We start from the raw sequence: 17,490 nt of genomic DNA, 5'->3' as shown, positions 1-17,490 counted from the left end.
AATATAGTATAAAACCACTTATCTACAATATTTCTGCCCTTGGAATAACCCATTTTCTCTCATATATGATACAAGTTTGAGAGTAAAGTAGTAGTTTTTCATTCCCCATTGAGGAGCTATGACCATGTGAGGAGGACTTGATGAAACAAAACGATCGACATACATATCGGGACGAAGATGGCATAGAAAGTCTGCGACAAGTTCCAGATACTCCTCATAAGTAAATAGAGGCAGATCATTAACCTCCCCCTTTAGAAAGTCTGCTCCGAGCTTAGTACCTCTGAGGACTTGAAGTTGATGAATCTTTATCGAATTCAGAGGAAGAGAAGAGATCAAAGCAGCACTCTTCACAATGGCATCCCGATCCTCTCCGGGAAGACCGAATATAAAGTGTCCGCCTACCGGTATATCGGCTTCTGCCGTTCTCTGTATGGCTTCCACACTTTCCTCGAACGTATGTCCTCGGTTTACTCTTTCCAAGACGGTATTAGAGGTACTCTCCATACCGTATTCCACGGCAACGTAAAGCTCTTTGTCTCTCTTCAGACTCTTGAGATAGTTAAGAATCTCATCGGGCATACAGTCCGGTCTTGTTCCTATAATCAGTCCCACAACATCGGGATAGGCAATAGCCGTCTCATACTTTCGGATCAACTCATCCACATCACCATAGGTATTGGTGTAAGACTGAAAGTATGCCAGAAACTTCATATCCTTATACTTTCTTCGGAAAAAGTCTATCCCCAGTTGTAGCTGCTCGATAATGGGTTCGGTCTTCAGTGTATATTGGGGAGCGAACGAACTATTATTGCAGTAAGTACATCCGCCAAAACCTTTTATACCATCCTTATTGGGACAGGTGCATCCCGCATTAAGGGAGATCTTCTGCACTTTGTAGTGCGGAAAGATCTCCCTTAAATGTGATGCAAAATCTGCGTAAGGAAGAGGATACTTCATCGTAAAGATTCGGTAAGAAGCATACCTCCTGCCACTGTGTTTGCAGTCTCTTTATCCAATAAATACTCCACAATGGCAAGAGCAAAAGGGAATGAGTAACCCGGTCCACGCCCTGTGATGATATGACCATCCACTACAACGGGTTCTTTTTGGCTATACTGCCTGCATGCCAACTTCTCTTCAAATCCGGGATAAGCGGTAGCTACTTTCTCCTTCAACAGCCCCATCGAGCCGTACACAACGGGAGCGGCACAGATGGCAGCAAGTAGCAATCCTTTCTTATCTGCTTCTGCAATCATCTCTCTCAAGGGTTGAGAAGCCTCCAGATTGGTAGCGCCGGGAAGTCCGCCCGGTAAAACGATGGCATCGGTTTCCGTATGTTTTACGTCTGCAATACATTTATCTGCCATTACAGGCACGCCATGCGCGCCCACTACTTCTCTATCGGACGTGATAGATACTGTTGTAACATCCACTTCTGCCCTGCGCAAAATATCTATTGTAGAGATAGCTTCGATCTCCTCGAAGCCTTCTGCCAAAAATACAAATACTCTTTTCATACTCAACTTTATTGTTTGATGTTAGACTCTGTCTCGTCATGAATCTCCATCATGAACGGAGCTTATAAATATAGGTTATGGTTCCCTGCTGATTTTGTATACCATCCACAGCTGTAAACTTAGCTTTTTTAGCAGCTTCAAATGCTTTCTGCCTCATAACATTGTCTACTATAGTTGTTCCCTGACCAGGATCAGCACTTATCACATTACCCTTTGGATCAACCGTGATAGCAACAACAATGCGACCTTCAGTCTGACCTATATATTGAGGTACAGGCAATTTCCCTCCTATAAGTCCGCGTCCGGAAAGATCCCATGAGCCATATCCACCATTCCCCGAACCTGCACCGCCGGAAGAGACATTACCCGTAGGAGAACCCTGCATACCGCTTCCGGATGTACCTGTTCCCCTTGAACCTTCAGAATTTTTGGCTCCCTGAAAAGCGTTGGCTACGCGACTCTGAGCCGCTTTACGCCTCTGTTCTTCCTGTTCTCTAAGAGCCTGTTCGGCTTTCAGACGAGCTTGCTCCTCTGCTTTTATCCTTGCCTCCTCTGCCTTTCGTGTATCTTCCACCTTGGGTGTAGGAGTCTTTGGTGCAGGTTTAGGCTTAGGTTCACTCACCTTAGGCTTTTCCGGCTTCTTCTTTGGAGGTACCGGAGCCATAGCCGGAGCTTCTTCATGCTCTTGCGTCAACAGCTCTTCCGGCTCTCCTTTTTCCGGAGCGGGGGCAGGCTTGGGCATGGCTCTGCGAGACTTTGGAAGTGCTTGGCTCCAACTCTCCATATCGCTACCCATTGCAACCTCTATGTTCCCTATATCCACCGGAGCGCTACTCTGTTCGTCCTGAGCACTCATCGTCATATAGACAAAAAAGAGCAGCAGAACCAGCAAAGCATGAGCAACGATGGTTACAACTATGGCTATGAGTTTCTCTTTACTATTGCTCATAGATAACTATCTCCTATTATCTTTTTTCATTAAGTCAGAGCGGCCTTGTCGCCATTACCATCTTAAACTTCTTCTCCACCGCAATGTTGAGGATCTTCACCACTTCTCCGTAGGGAATGCTCTCGTCTGCATAGAGTGCGACAAAGAAATCCGGATCTTCCGAAAGCTCTCCGTCGATGTATGCTTTGAGTTCGTCGTAGCCCACTTCCCTGTCTTCTCCATTCTTCATGGTTACATAGTAGCGCAGCTCTTTGTCTATCGTTATTCTGGTGGGGGTCTTCACGGCTGTCTGTTGATTGCTCTGCGGCAAAAGCACTTTAAGAGCATTGGGCATGACAAGCGTGGAAGTAACCATAAAGAATATCAGTAGCAAAAAGATGACATCCGTCATGGAAGCCATGCTAAATATCTCTACGACCTTCGCTTTTCTTTTTAGTTTCATGCCATTACTTGATAGGTTCGTTCAGCATATCCATAAACTCAAGAGCCTGAGTCTCGCTCTTGGTTACCACGTGGTCTATTCTATACACGAGGTGATTGTATGCAAACAGACAGATGATACCGACAATAAGACCACCCACAGTGGTTACCAATGCTTCGTAGATACCGGAAGAGAGAAGAGATATATTCACATTGTTTCCGGCAGAAGCCATATCAAAGAAAGCGTGAATCATCCCTGTAACCGTTCCAAGAAAACCGATCATCGGAGCTCCTGCCGCTACCGTGGCAAGCAGTGGAAGTCCCTTCTCCAGCTTCGCAATCTCGATGTTGCCGACATTTTCCACAGCAACGGAGAGGTCCTGCATCGGTCTGCCGAGACGCTGTATTCCTTTCTGAATCATTCTTGCACCGGGTGTTCCCTCTGCTTCACAGAGCGAAAGAGCGGAAGATATCTTACCCTCTTTCATATAGTCCCTTATCTGGTTCATGAATGTATGGTTGGTGCGTGCGGCTTTGCGTATCACCAAGTATCTCTCTATGAAAAGATAGATAGCCAATATAGAGAGCAACAGAAGAACGATCATGATAGGACCGCCTTTCATAGCCAGATCGAGAAGACTCAAAGACTCCGGAGCCACCGGCATGGCTGCTGCAGCTCCTTCGGTTGTACCGGACAGATCCGGCATGGAACCCGGCTGTACTTGTGCTAAAATAGAATAAATGTTCATCCGATTTATCTTTTATTTTATAGTTGTTTTATGATTACTGTTTCTTTTGATTGCAATAGCGCGGAGGCTTAAACTTTAAGACACTCCAAATAGGAAGCAATACTCTTCTCCAATCCCATATACAAGGCATCGCAGATAAGAGCATGACCGATGGAGACTTCCACCAAGTGAGGCACCTTTTGAGCAAAAAATCTGAGATTCTCAAGGCTTAAGTCGTGTCCGGCATTCAGCTCCAAACCAACTTCGTGAGCCACTTTTGCAGCTTCGAAAAAGGGCTGCACGGCAGCGTCTCTATCTTTTGCATAGCCGGCGGCATAAGGTTCTGTGTACAGCTCCACCCTGTCCGTGCCGGTCTTGGCGGCTTCTCGGATGTTGTCCAAGTCCGTATCCACAAAGATGGAAGTGCGTATGCCCAAAGACTTAAAGTGTGCCACCACCTCTTTCAGGAACTCCATGTTTTCTGCCACACGCCATCCGGCATTGCTGGTGAGTGCCCCCGGCGGATCCGGTACCAATGTTACTTGTGCAGGACAAACTTCGGAGACAAGACGGACAAACTCCGGTGAGGGATAACCCTCTATATTGAACTCTTCCGTAACGATCTCTTTAAGATCATACACATCGCGGTATCTGATGTGTCTCTCATCCGGACGAGGGTGAACGGTAATCCCTTCCGCGCCCCATCTTTCCACATCCTTGCACACTTTCAACAGATCCGGATTATTACCGCCTCTCGAATTTCGCAGAGTTGCTATCTTATTGATATTTACACTTAGTCTGGTCATCTTATTTCTTTTCTATAAAGCCGATACGGAGCCACGCTCTTCCCTTTTAGCATCGGAAGAGGGAAGGCATCCTGCGATCCACACAAAAATACTCTTTATATCTCGAATACTCATCACTTTCAAGCTATTTTTATGGTCTTCATCACATTTTCATTCTATTTTTCGGATCCCAAAGAGCGAAAATGAGAACAAATTTTACCGACTCTTTTCGTGCACTTTTATATAAAAACAGACTTCCTCCCGACCCTCTCCGGAAGGGTGAGAAAAATGTCTCATCACCGGTTTTCATCTCCCTGAAATCTTGAAACCACTCACAACCAACAGGATATAAATCAGCCCGAATTTGGGAAAAATTTTTCTTCAGTCCGTTTGATGGGGCTTTTTCGCGTTAATAAGCATGAAATTTAACACCCATCTCTGTAAACGTTTCCTAATAAAGAAATCTCCCTTTTTAGGGGTATTTTAGGGCAAAAACAGGTAATCTATTGATATTTAGCAGTTTGATGGTTTTGGCTAAACACGTTAATCGAATCCGGTAAACGTGTTTAATGAAATCGGTAAACGTGTTTACTGAAAAATTAAACACGTTAAGCCGACAAAATATGCTCGTTTACTGTTTTTAATGAACAGGTATCGAAAATAGTGTTAATAAAACAGCCCAAATTTAACAATTCGCTCGTGCTCTGAAAACGACCCCTCCGATCAAAATAGAGAGAGCTTTGGAGCGTGGGATGGAATATATAAAAATGACCTCTTTGCCGGGCATAAAAAAACGACCGATCCCCATAAAGAGATCGGTCGCATAATACTCCTTTTTCTCCGTGAATGAGTACGGAGTTTTTATTTGGTCTTGGCAGGTCCCACCAAGAGTCGGTCTCCGGCATTCTCTGCAATGGCTTTGTAGAAGTTAGGATCGTATCCCGGTTGGCTTGGAGATACGGGATAGTTGTCCGCCGTACGCTCAAACTTACCATCTTTTTCCTTCTTCACGTTGCCGTCGATATACTTCACCACGAGATATTCACCCAGCTTTCTCCAGCGAGCTGTTGCGCCATTTGCCTCAGTTGTAGAGTAATTGGTCAAAAACTCTACCGCATCCTTTTCAGAGCCGTTCTTGGCAAGCTCCATCGCATATTTCTCGATCATCGGCTGCATTGCAAAGAATTTGTTTTCGAGCTCACCCTGAACCTTGCGAATATCCTTTATCATATAACTGTACTTGTGATAAGCCATGTTTGCCACCCAGTTGTGCATCCAGAAAGCAGATGTCCACGAAAATTCGAGAAGATCACCATTGCCCACCTTGAAGCAGTCCGGTACAGATGTGATAGAGCAATACTGTGGAGTGAACACGCACATATCGGCATCGTCCACTCCGAACCAAAGCACGCCACCTACGTAGTCGGGAAGATAGTTGCGAAGTTGTGCTACAAGCACAAATCCTGTCTGCTGTGTGGCGATGGCTCTTTCGTTCAGATACTGCTTGCCTTCCACTTCAAAGTGCATAGGTCTCCAGCGATAAGGACAAGCGTAAGGACCTGCACCCACATCCTTGGTCATATCCATGGGAGTGTCTTCGTAGTGGTCGCGCATCATGTTTTGTACGTCTTGTACGGACACTTTGCGGTTAGGCTTCATGTATAGAGGCATTGGAGTGGCATCCATCTCCTGTCCCATTACGAAAGGAAGATACTTATCCATTCCGTCCACAAAGCGGTTGAAAAAGCTCCAAACACGTGCTTCACAACCACGAAGAGCACCAAAGTCGTAAGGTGCATATGCCTTTTGGAAGCTGAACTCGCTATCTTTTCCCTTGAAATAGCCTTTTTCACGAGCGAAAGAGACTACATCCTTCGAGTACACACAGTTTTCTTTGTCTGCGAAAGGAATGTTTTGGATACGTGCTTGATTGGCATGTCCGGAGATACAATCGTCCGGAATGCGAATGGCAACCCATACTGCGCCTTTGCGTCCGGGACCTTTACCGATCATCTCCATCACCCACACTTCATTTTTGTCTGCGATAGAGTAGCTCTCTCCACTACTGCAATAGCCGTACTCTTCCACAAGCTTACCCATAATGTCTATGGCTTCGCGAGCAGATGCGGCACGTTGAAGCGTTACGTAGATAAGGCTGCCGTAGTCCATGATTCCCTCCGGATTCACAAGCTCTTCGCGGCCACCAAAAGTACTTTCCGTGATGGCAACCTGCTTTTCATTCATATTACCCACAACGTTATAAGTCTGAGCCACTTGCGGGATGCTGTGTCCCGATGGTTTTCCGGTATCCCATTCCACAATGTTTAAACGTGAATTGGGCGCCCATTTACGAGCATCCCAGTGGTAAAGTTCACCGTAAAGCACATGGCTGTCTGCCGAATAGGAGATGATGACAGAGCCATCCGCCGATGCTTTTCGCCCTACAATAAGTCCGGTACACGCTTCCGCAATGTATGACCCGGATGTACAAGCCAAGACCGCAACAAGGGTCAGTAGTTTTGATCTAAAGTTCATAAGTATCTGTATATGGTTACTAAAATGCCAAATAAAACTATTCAAACCGAGATTTTCACGGTTATTACCCGAAAATCTCAGCCTACAAACATACCAAAAAAAGTCCAAACGGGGTAAGAAAAAAGGGTAAAATGGTCTGTTAAAACCATTTTACCCTCTGTTTATAGAGATCGCTCTACTCTATCAGATCTTGTTGTTGGATCCGAGAACGTTTTCGATCTTGTGCTTGTAAAGCTCTTTCAAACTGTCGCGAGCAGGTCCGAGATATTTTCTTGGGTCAAACTCAGCCGGAGATTTCGCGAATACTTCTCTCACTGCAGCTGTCATTGCAAGACGACCATCGGAGTCGATGTTGATCTTACATACGGCAGAACCTGCGGCATGACGCAACTGATCTTCAGGAATACCGATGGCATCCTTCAGCTGACCGCCATACTTGTTGATAGTGGCAACCTTATCTTGTGGAACGGAAGATGATCCGTGTAGCACGATAGGGAATCCCGGTATGCGCTTTTCAATCTCTTCAAGAATATCGAAACGGAGAGGAGGAGGCACCAAAAGACCATCTTCATTGCGTGTACACTGCTCCGGAGTAAACTTGTTGGCTCCGTGAGATGTTCCGATAGAGATGGCAAGAGAGTCCACGCCTGTCTTTGTTACGAAATCCACAACCTCTTCGGGACGAGTATAAGTGTGATGCTCTGCAACGACATCGTCTTCCACTCCGGCAAGAACACCAAGTTCGCCCTCAACGGTTACGTCGAACTGATGAGCATACTCTACAACCTTCTTGGTCAGAGCCACATTTTCTTCGTAAGGAAGGTGAGAACCATCGATCATGACAGAAGAAAAGCCCATCTCGATACAGTTTTTACACAATTCAAAAGAGTCTCCGTGGTCAAGGTGAAGAGCAATCTGAGGATTCTTACAACCAAGCTCTTTTGCATATTCTACCGCACCTTGAGCAAGATAACGTAGTAGTGTTTGGTTGGCATATTTGCGAGCACCGCTGGATACTTGCAAGATTACCGGAGAGTTTGTCTCTGATGCTGCTTGAACAATAGCCTGAAGCTGCTCCAGATTATTGAAGTTGAAAGCAGGTATAGCATACCCTCCATCAACGGCTTTAGCAAACATTTCTCTTGTATTTACCAAGCCAAGATCTTTGTAATTTACCATGATATTTTAATGTTTATGGATACATACTCGAATAGCGTACTATTCGAGTACAAAAGTAAATATTCTTAGCGAACTGTACTAATCTTTATAAGCCCTATTTCTTTCCCGTTTTCAAGGAGAAAGAACCAGGGAAATCCGGGAGATTTCCTGCTGTCGCTCTTTCGTATTGCTCGATCCCAAATACTTGTTTATGACTTTTAACTCCTCCTTGATAACCTCTTTGGTTTCGACATCTATCAGTGAGATTTTTGCCTGTCCGAACAACACTTCTGCGTCTTTCTGGTAGACATATCCGTTAATAATGATGGGTTGAGTAATATTTAACCTCACAGTCTTATCAACAGGCAGGGCAAGCCCGTCGTATGTTCTGCGAACGAATAAGCCGTTTTCATCTAAAGCGGTCAGGTCGGACATATCTCCGTAAAACATGAAACCCTCTCCGTGCATCCATATCTCTATACGGACATTGTAAGACCTGTTGTTGGAAGAGAGCTTTTCATCATAGACGGTATTAGAGGAACACCCAACCAAAATCAGATTGAGCAATAAAAGCCAAAAGGCTATCGGCATCCTCCATCTGTTATGAATTATTTCTCTTGACATTGTCGTATGCTCACATTTTGCAATAAAGCGGGAGAAGCCTTCAGTCTGTCTGTTCCTTCCAACCGGATAAAAGAGGTTGGAGAATCCGTCAAAACTTTCTGTTGCAACAGAGATACATTTTCAGGAATATTCCATCTGAGGACAGCGGCTTTTCCAAACCTGTTGTACACTTTGAATAAGAGTCGGTGAGTACCTTTAGGAATCCTCAAAAGTAATAAATCGCTAAAGGGTTCTGTGAGATCTCTTTTAATATTTCCATAAACGTACTCTCCGTTCAAGTAAACCATCAAACCATCTTTATAAGAAAGGTTTATAGGCAGTATGGTATCGTCATATACGGTTATGGGCACATCCAAAGCCACTGCTCTTCTTGGGCGTAGAGGATAATTCATATCCATAACCTCTTCTACCTCTTCCCATTCACCATTATCCGTTACAGGTGCTCCGAATACACCATAAGCTATCTTCCGTCTTGCTTTACCAAGCAAATATTTTGGTGTGGAAACAGAAAGGTTTTTTCCTTCTGCCAAAACAATCTCCTTTGCTCCTTTTGAAGTAACAAGACGAATGCTTTTGCCTTTATCTTCAAGAGGATATGAAAGCAATAGACAACTTTCTTTCTTATTCAGATAGGGAGTATTCCATTTATAACCGATAACACTGCGGTATCCGCAATAGTAGTCCAATGACGAATGGCTGTTGAGATACTCGGCATTGGCATAAGAAAGTACTTCTTCCGGTTGTCGTATAGAGCTTTTCGGAGTATAGTCATAACCTCTCTTATACTCTACTTTAATCACCATCACCGGATATTCTAACGGATGAAGAGGAGCTCGTAAAGCCAATCTTACCGATCCGTCTTGAAGACGAGAATAAGAGAGACGCTCTTCTTTCCCTTCACCATTAAGCAGTGTAACCCTCTTTATATCTCCTCGATGAGCAGGAAGAAGAATATCCTGTATCCGCTTATCTCTCATATCCGAAGAGGTCGGGACAAACAGATAAATGCTCTTTCCTCCTTTTGCAGTAGCCAAATAAGACTTATCCTCCAAAGAAAAAGGAGCTGCCTGAACACCATACAGAGCTTCTTGATAAACGGCAGTGCGCTTTCCCATCTCTTTCAAGACCTCTACTTCAAAAGGCACTAAAGATCCGCTTCCCATAGGTCCGATATTGAGCAGATACTTTCCTCCTCTTGCGAGCACTTTTACCAAGGAGAGAAATTTCTCATTAACCTTATCTGCGACCTCTCCTCTCTCTTGCCACGAACGGTATCCCCATGTTTCGTTGAACATGGATGCTGCCGTCTGCCATGGTTTCACTATGGAGTAGTTGGGGTATTCATTGTCTGCCATTACGGAAAAATCCGCTTGGTCGTTCCCCACTCTACCGCTAACCATACACTCCGGCTGCAATTGATGTACGAGATTATACAGTTCGCGACTCTGTTCTGTCGTTAGTGACCCCATGTCGAACCAGAGTTCATCCACCTTTCCATACTTGGTCAGAAGCTCCGTTACCTGCTTTTTATTGTACTCGAGATGCAGGATGGTAATAGGATCTGCATTGTGTGAAGAGATTGGCATAGCACCGGGAAAGTTCCAGTCTATCAGAGAAAAATAGATACCGAAACGCATTCCCTGCTTATGACATGCCTCTGCAAGCTCTCCGATAAGATCTCTCTTTGCCGGAGTGGCATCCATTACATCGTAAGAAGTGTAGTCTGAACCGAATAGACAAAACCCGTCATGATGTTTTGCTGTAATCACGATGCTTCTCATGCCTGCGGATTTAGCCAGCCGGACTATCTCGTCAGGATTGAAATCTTTAGCATCGAACTGTTCGGCAAAAGCCTCATACCAGTCCGAGAAATGCACTCCAAAGCTTAATATCTGTTCGGAATAACCGGACTCTACTTTCTCTCCATTCCAAACGCCGGCAGGTATAGAGTAAAGTCCATAGTGAATAAACATGGAGAACGCATCATCTTTCCACTCCGTCTGAGCCTTAACAACGGAAGAAGAGAGCAACAATAATGATAATATGGCAAGGTTAAAACGCATCACTCTATCTGTATTGAGATTCAAGCTCGTATATTCCTCCGGGCTTGCTTCTAAGATATCCATTAAGTTCGAGTTCAAAGAGTTCGGCAGACGCTACATGGATTGGGATGCCCAGTATCAAAGAGATATCTTCCATCGTACATTCCTCTCTCTCTTTGAGTAGAGAGTAGTATCTGCTACTCTTTAATTCCTCCGGTATATCTGCAAATATACCAATAGATTGTTGAATAACTTTACTTTTACCTTCCTTTAAGCTATCCCAACCTATTTCTGTCAGCATCTCTTCAGCTGAACAAAAGATCGAAGCTTTCTGCTGAGAGATAAGTTCGTTACAGCCCGAAGAGAGCATATCTCCCACTCTACCGGGGACGGCAAACACAGAACGCGAATAAGAGAAAGCCAAGTCTGCCGTAACCAAAGAGCCTCCTTTCGTAGCACTTTCAACGACAACTGTAGCATGAGACAAGCCTGCAATGATCCTGTTACGAGCCAAAAATCTTGCAGGTAAAGCCTTTGTGTAGTACGGATACTCGGTTATCACTGCTCCTCCTGCCTGTATGATATTCTCGGCATCCCGTCTGTGGACTGCCGGATAAAGAGTATGAAGCCCATGCGCAAGCACTGCCAATGTTTTAAGACCATATTTAAGAGCTGCCCTGTGTGCCAAAATATCGATCCCGTATGCCAGTCCGCTTACAATGACAGCGTTCGGATTGCTTTCGGCAACGGCTTTTACGATCTTATCCACCATGCTCTCTCCATATCCCGTACAGCTTCTACTCCCCACGATGCTTATCCATGGGGCATTCGGTTCGGGGAGTTTACCATAATAGTATAAAAGCAGAGGCGCATCCACGCACCCTTTCAAAAGAGCAGGATAAACATCATCGCTACTGAAGCAGAGGTTTATCCTGTCATTTTTCCGAAGCAGATCCAGCTCTTCCTGAGCCTTGAGAAGTGCTTGACCATCGTATATAGCGGATGCCAACTTCGGTCCTACTCCATCCAGACGAAGCAGTTCCTCTTTCCCTTTATTCCAAATATCGGTAGCCGATCCGCACAGATCGAGCAGGGAGTGAGCTATCACCGGTCCTACTCCATCCACACAGCTCAAAGCCAGTAAAGCTTTCTGTTCCTCCGTCAGTATCATCCGAACAAGGTATCGAAATACTCTCCACGAGTAAGTCTTCCATCCTTTACGATAGCGACATGTACTCTCCCTTTGGAGTGTATTACAGAGCCGTCCAAAGATGTAATATCTTGATAGAAGATCATCTGAGCGCCGGATCGTTCTTTACGAAGAGTTACCTTGAAATGATCTCCACTCCGAAGAGACTTTTTGTATTCCACCTCTATCTTCACCACGAAAGCGTCCAATCCTTCATCGTGCATACGGCTAAAACTCTCTTCAAACGTCTCCAGATATTCATGCCGGGTATGCTCCATATAATGAAGATAACGTGCATTGTTTACCACACCTTGCAGATCGCACTCGTAGTCTCTGACCTTAAACTCCAATTCGTAAACGATTTCGCTCATAACTTCTACTGTTTATTTGAATCGGGAGCCGGAATCCTGCTTCATTCTCATGGCATACATTCTATCTCCCGGACGTACCTTTTCCGGTACTTTTATACTGAAACGTTCGCCTTTCTCCGCTTTGTCGACGCTCTTGAGATCTACCCTTATATCTTCAGCCACGACAAAGACAGCACCTGTCGTAGGTCCGGTGATCACCAACTCCTCTCCCACGGAGACGGCACTGCTTTCCACCTCGACCTCCGCAACTGAAAGATTACTGAAATACTTGGTTACTTTTGCCACATAGACCTTTACTCTTGTGGCGGAAGAGCCGTAAGAGTGTGTCCACTCTCCGAGCTTCTGTCCTAGATAGTAACCATCCCAAAATCCTCTGTTGAAGACTTGTTCCAATCTGTAATCCCAGCCATCTATCTTCTCCTGCGTAAACTCTCCGTTGCAGTAAGCCTGTAACGCTTCACGATAACACTCGGTCACGGTACGGACATACTCCGGACCGCGTGCGCGTCCTTCTATCTTAAAGACTCTCACTCCGGCGTCTATCATTTTGTTCATAAAGTGGATGGTCTTCAGGTCTTTGGGGGACATGATATATTGGTTGTCTATATCCATCTCTATACCATCCTCTTTATCTTTCACGGTGTACTGCCTGCGGCAAATCTGATTGCAGGCTCCTCTGTTTGCGGAAAGGTTTTTCTCATGCAGGCTAAGGTAACACTTTCCACTCACAGCCATACACAAAGCTCCGTGTGCAAACATCTCTATGCGGACAAGCTCGCCTTTGGGACCTCGAATATCCTGTCTTATGATCTCATCATAAATATGACGGACTTGGTCCAGATTAAGCTCTCGTGCCAACACGACCACATCGGCAAAATGGGAGTAAAACTTCAACGCCTCCACATTGGTGATATTGAGCTGAGTGGAGAGATGCACCTCCACTCCTTTTGAAAAGGCATACTGCATGGCCGCGACATCGGAAGCGATGATGGCAGAGACATCCGCCTCTTTCGCTGCATCTATTATGGAGTGCAGCAGATGCATATCCGAGTCGTATATGATTGTATTGACCGTGAGATAGGTTTTCACTCCCTTCTCCTTGCAAAGGCGGACAACCTCTTTCAGATCTTCGTTCTGAAAACTTCGGGAAGAGTTACTTCTCATATTCAATCCCTGAATACCGAAGTAGACGGAGTCCGCTCCTCCCTGTATCGCAGCGTGAAGAGCTTCAAAGCCGCCCACGGGAGCCATTATTTCTAAATCCTCCAAACGAGGTCTTGTATCTGCATTCATATATCGCAAAGTTACTAATTTTTAGGGTTTCTTTCCAGACCACATACCAAAGAAAAAAGCCTTACAGACAGTATTGTCTATAAGGCTTTTGTGAGCTCTTCCTCTTGGACTTGAACCAAGGACCCTCTGATTAACAGTCAGATGCTCTAACCGACTGAGCTAAGGAAGAGTTTCAAGAATTTATCGGAAAGCAGGTGCAAATTTAGTACAAATTTTCGTTCCTGCAATAGCAATGCTCCTCCTCTGCCCGAAACAGAAGATTTTTTCACTGCAATAGGAAAAAAAAGAGCTGTTTTTCATGCCCGGATCTTTTCCTGATCTCTCACAGATTTTCCAGTCTGTCAAATAAAAAATCAAAGAGGTGAGACAAAAAGAATTTCTCTATAAAACAATCGCAGCCGAGAGGAGCTTTTATATAAAAACAGAATGGCTACAAATCTCCTCAAAGAGCCGTTTTGATATAGAGAATTAAAGCATCAATTCCACCTAAGGCACCCTAATAAGCTAATAACAAAATAGATACAAGAGATCTCGAATTTGCGAACTTTTCTCCTCTTGGTCGTTTTCACGGGCTGTTTTTGCGTTAATTGGTGTGAATTTTAACACCCCTTCCTGTAAACGTTTCCTAATAAAGAAATCTGCCTTTTCAGGGTCTTTTTAGGGCAAAAACAGGTAGATGGCTGATTATTAGCGTTTTGATGTCTTTGGCTAAACACGTTAATCGAATCCGGTAAACGTGTTTAATGAAATCACTAAACGTGTTCACTGAAAAATTAAACACGTTAAGCCGAAAGAATATACTTGTTTACTGTTTTTGCTTAACAGGTATCGGAATTTGTGTTAATAAAACGACCCAAATTTAACAGTTCGGTCGCGCTCTGAAAACGCCCCCTTCAAGCAAAATAGAGAGCAAGAAAAAAGCTCTTTTTTCTCGGGATGGAATATATAAAAACAGCGTTTTCGGAATTATAGGTTATGACTTCTCGATGCCACTGTTTTCGTGATTTTTTTGGTAAGTTCCCTATCCGAAAGCAGCTCTTCAAGTGTGCCGGGTATCCGATAGTCCCATACATGAGATGGATTTTCCGGAAAGTTTATCTGCTCTCTATCGGGAGAGACATGATCATACTTGCCTGTCAATGCCCACCAATCCTGTATGGGAAGAATCACGGCAAGAGCCGGCATCTTCACAAGCATATTTACCACTCCGCTCATCTCCATCGGCTCTTGGAAAAGATAGTTCAGCCCCTGCAGCGGAGTCATGGAAAGAAAGAGCTGCGTGTACTCTTGAGGCGATAGGGTTCCCCACCATTTCCGAAGGCTTGGCATATCATGAGTTCCGGTGGAAAGAATATTTCGATACTCCACATCCGCAGAGGTCATAAACGTTTCTTCGGGTTTACGAGAAATGCGAGGCAGATTGAGCGACAAGATGTTATACTTCTTCAAAACATGAGGAACGGCATTGCTCATAAAGCCTAAATCTTCTCCGCAAAGCAGCATCCTTGAACTTTTTGAAAGCCGATCCAGTCTCTCCTGCGCCGTCTTGTACCAAAGCTCATCATTTCTTTCGTAATAGTAGTGGTAGTGAAGAGCCGAAACAGCCCTCTTCTCTTCGCCGGACAGTGAAGCGTAACGCATTGTAAGCTCCGGCAATACCCTCGGATGCAGACCGTTGTTCATGTCTCTGATAAACAGCGCCTCTCCTCTGATCTTTTCGGCTAACGAAATTGCCTTGCCGGAGAGAGTGGCAGAGGAAAGAGAACATTTTGGATCGGACATTACAAGATCCTGCCCTCTTCTCTCCAAGACACCGGATGAGACCAGCTCGTTCACCACCTTTTTGGACGACATGGCAAGGGCTTGCTCTTCCGAAACAACCGGTCGGGAAAGAGCTTCAATGTCTATATCGGGGATATACTGCGCTATGGTGTGGCTGTCCAAAGGGATGGCAGGATCGAAGTAACCACAGCAGGCATTCTCCGTATATTCGGGAACAGACCAGATGCGAAAGAATCCCAAAACATGATCTATCCTGATGGCATCATAGATGAGAGCCATACACTGCATCCTGTTAGTCCACCATCTGTACTCCTCGAAAGCGATACTCTTCCAGTCATAAGTAGGAAAACCCCAGCACTGTCCCTCTGTGGCAAAAAAGTCGGGAGGTGCTCCCGCCTTGAGGTTCATATTGAGAAGATGAGGTCTTACCCAGGCATCCACACTGTCGGGTGCAATCCCGATGGGCAGATCTCCCTTTATGGCTATGCGATTTTCGGTTGCATAAGCCTTGGCATCCAGCAGTTGATCATAGAGAAGATATTGAAGATAGATGTGGTAATGCAGCTCCAAAGGCAGGCTGAGACACTCCGTTCGTCCCTTTGTCTTCTCTTTCAGATAGGTGGGATAGGCACACCATTCGGCAACAGCCCTGCCCGGATGTTCGGAAGAGTAGAGCTTGAACAAGGCATATTCCAGAAGATCTTCGGAATGAGCATCATAAAAGGAGAGATATGCCTCTGTCATCCATTCTTTTGAGGAGGTAAGCTGCTCAAAATGGTGCCGATACGCTTCCATTTTAAGAGACAAAACAGAAGAATACGCCACTTTATCTTTTTTGTCGAATCTCTTCAACTTCTGCAACAGACTCTTGCCGGCCATTCCCCTAAGCGATAGATAAACCGGGTTCAGAGCAAATGTGCTGATGGCATTATAGGGGTAGTTCCTATCGTCTGAACAGGAAAAATTGGTATCGTAAATGGGAAGAAGCTGTATCACTTGCTGCTTGGTCTGCTTTACCCAATCGATAAGAGTTTTGAGATCATCAAAGTCCCCGATACCGGTAGAGCTTTCTGTACGCAGAGAAAAAAGAGGAACCACCGTCCCCGAAATGCGTGGAAGGGATAAGGATTGAAACGTTGGGAGTGAGAGATTTACAAGAACAGGAGGACGATTTTCCTCCGCTCTGAAGATTCTGTTTCCATCTAAAAGTTCCCACTCGACCCTGCCAAAAGGATCTTTTGCAATCAATTTGTATTCAAAAGGTTGCCCTCCTCCTCTGATTTGTGCCATAAGCCGCCCCCCAACTTGCCGAAAAGGCAGAGCCTCTTCCGGATTCCAACAGCCCAGTTCTTCTATACTGCCTGCGAGATACAGACTTTCGTCCAGTGGCGAAAAAAGCAGCGGCAAAGTGAAATAAACGCCATCGTCCTCCATTTCAAAAGAGGAAAGAGGAGCGTTCGGACGCAGTATGACATCGAAAAGTTGGTTATCAAGAAGCCCCAAAGATGTAGAACAACGCCAGTCGTCTTTCACTATAAAGCTCTCGATATCACTCTTAAGTGGAAGTCTTAATTCGTGAACTCCGGATGTTTCACTATCGACCAATGACTCATTTCGATAAACTTCGTAGCTGTATTTAAGCACTATCTCCGTGGCTGATGAACAGGGATTTATGGTAAGAGTTCTCGTCCAAAAGTCAAGGTCTAAAGGAGAGAGCATAAACAACAAAGAGGTAGCATCCCGGCTCTCAATCGAACCATTCACTACCTCAATAACACGCAGACGAATATCTTCTCCGTCTGCCACTCTCTTGGAAAGCTCAAATTTGATATGAATAGGGTGCATGAAATCTGTTTTTTTCTTCCGTAAAGATACCTTTTATTCACGATTTCAGCGTGGAGAGACCTTAAAAACAGATGAGATAGGAAGGGTCTTGAATGTTTGTGGATATTCCTTTGAAAGAGATATTTTGGAAAACAGATATAATAAATATTTGAAGACTCTTTCCTTCTTCAAAACAAATCTATGCTGATTTACAGTAGATTGCAATTACATGGTACAAATATGATTTCTGAAATCGATTACAAACAATCGGTT

The 17,490-nt window shown here is 44.8% G+C and carries 14 protein-coding genes and 1 tRNA gene; all 15 read right to left on the bottom strand.

Annotation, left to right across the window (positions count from 1 at the left end; translation table 11 throughout):
- Window positions 1-18: 18 nt before the first annotated feature.
- Window positions 19-957 carry a TIGR01212 family radical SAM protein gene (locus tag HQ29_RS04930; RefSeq protein ID WP_036867993.1) on the bottom strand — a complete coding sequence of 313 codons (939 nt, stop codon included), beginning with the start codon at window positions 955-957 and terminating at the stop codon, window positions 19-21.
- Window positions 954-1,517, bottom strand: a complete 564-nt coding sequence (locus HQ29_RS04925; RefSeq protein ID WP_036867991.1) for a DJ-1 family glyoxalase III — start codon at window positions 1,515-1,517, stop codon at window positions 954-956. Before HQ29_RS04925 ends, HQ29_RS04930 begins: the two co-directional genes overlap by 4 nt.
- Window positions 1,518-1,566: 49 nt before the next feature.
- Window positions 1,567-2,466: a hypothetical protein gene (locus tag HQ29_RS04920; RefSeq protein WP_036867989.1), complete on the bottom strand. Its 900-nt coding sequence runs from the start codon at window positions 2,464-2,466 to the stop codon at window positions 1,567-1,569.
- Window positions 2,467-2,500: 34 nt separating this feature from the next.
- Window positions 2,501-2,908, bottom strand: coding sequence for an ExbD/TolR family protein (locus tag HQ29_RS04915; protein WP_036791761.1), 408 nt, complete (start codon window positions 2,906-2,908; stop codon window positions 2,501-2,503).
- A 4-nt stretch (window positions 2,909-2,912) separates the two neighbouring features.
- Window positions 2,913-3,635, bottom strand: a complete 723-nt coding sequence (locus tag HQ29_RS04910; protein ID WP_036791758.1) for a MotA/TolQ/ExbB proton channel family protein — start codon at window positions 3,633-3,635, stop codon at window positions 2,913-2,915.
- A 68-nt stretch (window positions 3,636-3,703) separates the two neighbouring features.
- Window positions 3,704-4,420, bottom strand: a complete 717-nt coding sequence (locus HQ29_RS04905; RefSeq protein ID WP_036867987.1) for a pyridoxine 5'-phosphate synthase — start codon at window positions 4,418-4,420, stop codon at window positions 3,704-3,706.
- Window positions 4,421-5,260: 840 nt separating this feature from the next.
- A complete protein-coding gene (locus HQ29_RS04900; protein ID WP_052089835.1) occupies window positions 5,261-6,934 on the bottom strand; it encodes a dipeptidase in 1,674 nt (557 codons plus the stop codon).
- Window positions 6,935-7,117: 183 nt separating this feature from the next.
- The gene (locus HQ29_RS04895) at window positions 7,118-8,113 is read right to left on the bottom strand and encodes a class II fructose-bisphosphate aldolase (RefSeq protein WP_036867986.1); all 996 of its coding nucleotides are present in this window, start codon (window positions 8,111-8,113) and stop codon (window positions 7,118-7,120) included.
- A 111-nt stretch (window positions 8,114-8,224) separates the two neighbouring features.
- On the bottom strand, window positions 8,225-8,716 hold the full coding sequence (locus tag HQ29_RS04890; protein ID WP_152565478.1) for a hypothetical protein: 492 nt from the start codon (window positions 8,714-8,716) through the stop codon (window positions 8,225-8,227).
- Complete coding sequence (locus tag HQ29_RS04885; protein WP_235318024.1) at window positions 8,701-10,842, bottom strand: alpha-L-fucosidase; 2,142 nt, start codon at window positions 10,840-10,842, stop codon at window positions 8,701-8,703. Before HQ29_RS04885 ends, HQ29_RS04890 begins: the two co-directional genes overlap by 16 nt.
- The gene (gene dprA, locus HQ29_RS04880) at window positions 10,784-11,929 is read right to left on the bottom strand and encodes a DNA-processing protein DprA (RefSeq protein WP_052089833.1); all 1,146 of its coding nucleotides are present in this window, start codon (window positions 11,927-11,929) and stop codon (window positions 10,784-10,786) included. Before dprA ends, HQ29_RS04885 begins: the two co-directional genes overlap by 59 nt.
- Entirely contained in the window at window positions 11,926-12,318 is a 393-nt protein-coding gene (locus HQ29_RS04875; protein ID WP_036791748.1) for an acyl-CoA thioesterase, read from the bottom strand. The genes dprA and HQ29_RS04875 overlap by 4 nt, the downstream gene beginning before the upstream one ends.
- A gap of 12 nt (window positions 12,319-12,330) precedes the next feature.
- Window positions 12,331-13,611, bottom strand: a complete 1,281-nt coding sequence (locus HQ29_RS04870; RefSeq protein ID WP_235318023.1) for a peptidase U32 family protein — start codon at window positions 13,609-13,611, stop codon at window positions 12,331-12,333.
- Between the two features lie 95 nt (window positions 13,612-13,706).
- Window positions 13,707-13,780: transfer RNA gene (locus HQ29_RS04865), tRNA-Asn, on the bottom strand.
- Window positions 13,781-14,577: 797 nt separating this feature from the next.
- Window positions 14,578-17,238, bottom strand: coding sequence for a 4-alpha-glucanotransferase (locus HQ29_RS04860; protein ID WP_036867982.1), 2,661 nt, complete (start codon window positions 17,236-17,238; stop codon window positions 14,578-14,580).
- Window positions 17,239-17,490: the final 252 nt, after the last annotated feature.

The organism is Porphyromonas canoris, assembly GCF_000765975.1.
Lineage (GTDB): Bacteria > Bacteroidota > Bacteroidia > Bacteroidales > Porphyromonadaceae > Porphyromonas_A > Porphyromonas_A canoris.
Note: the sequence above shows the minus strand (reverse complement) of the source record. Positions and strands in the feature narration are given on the sequence as shown.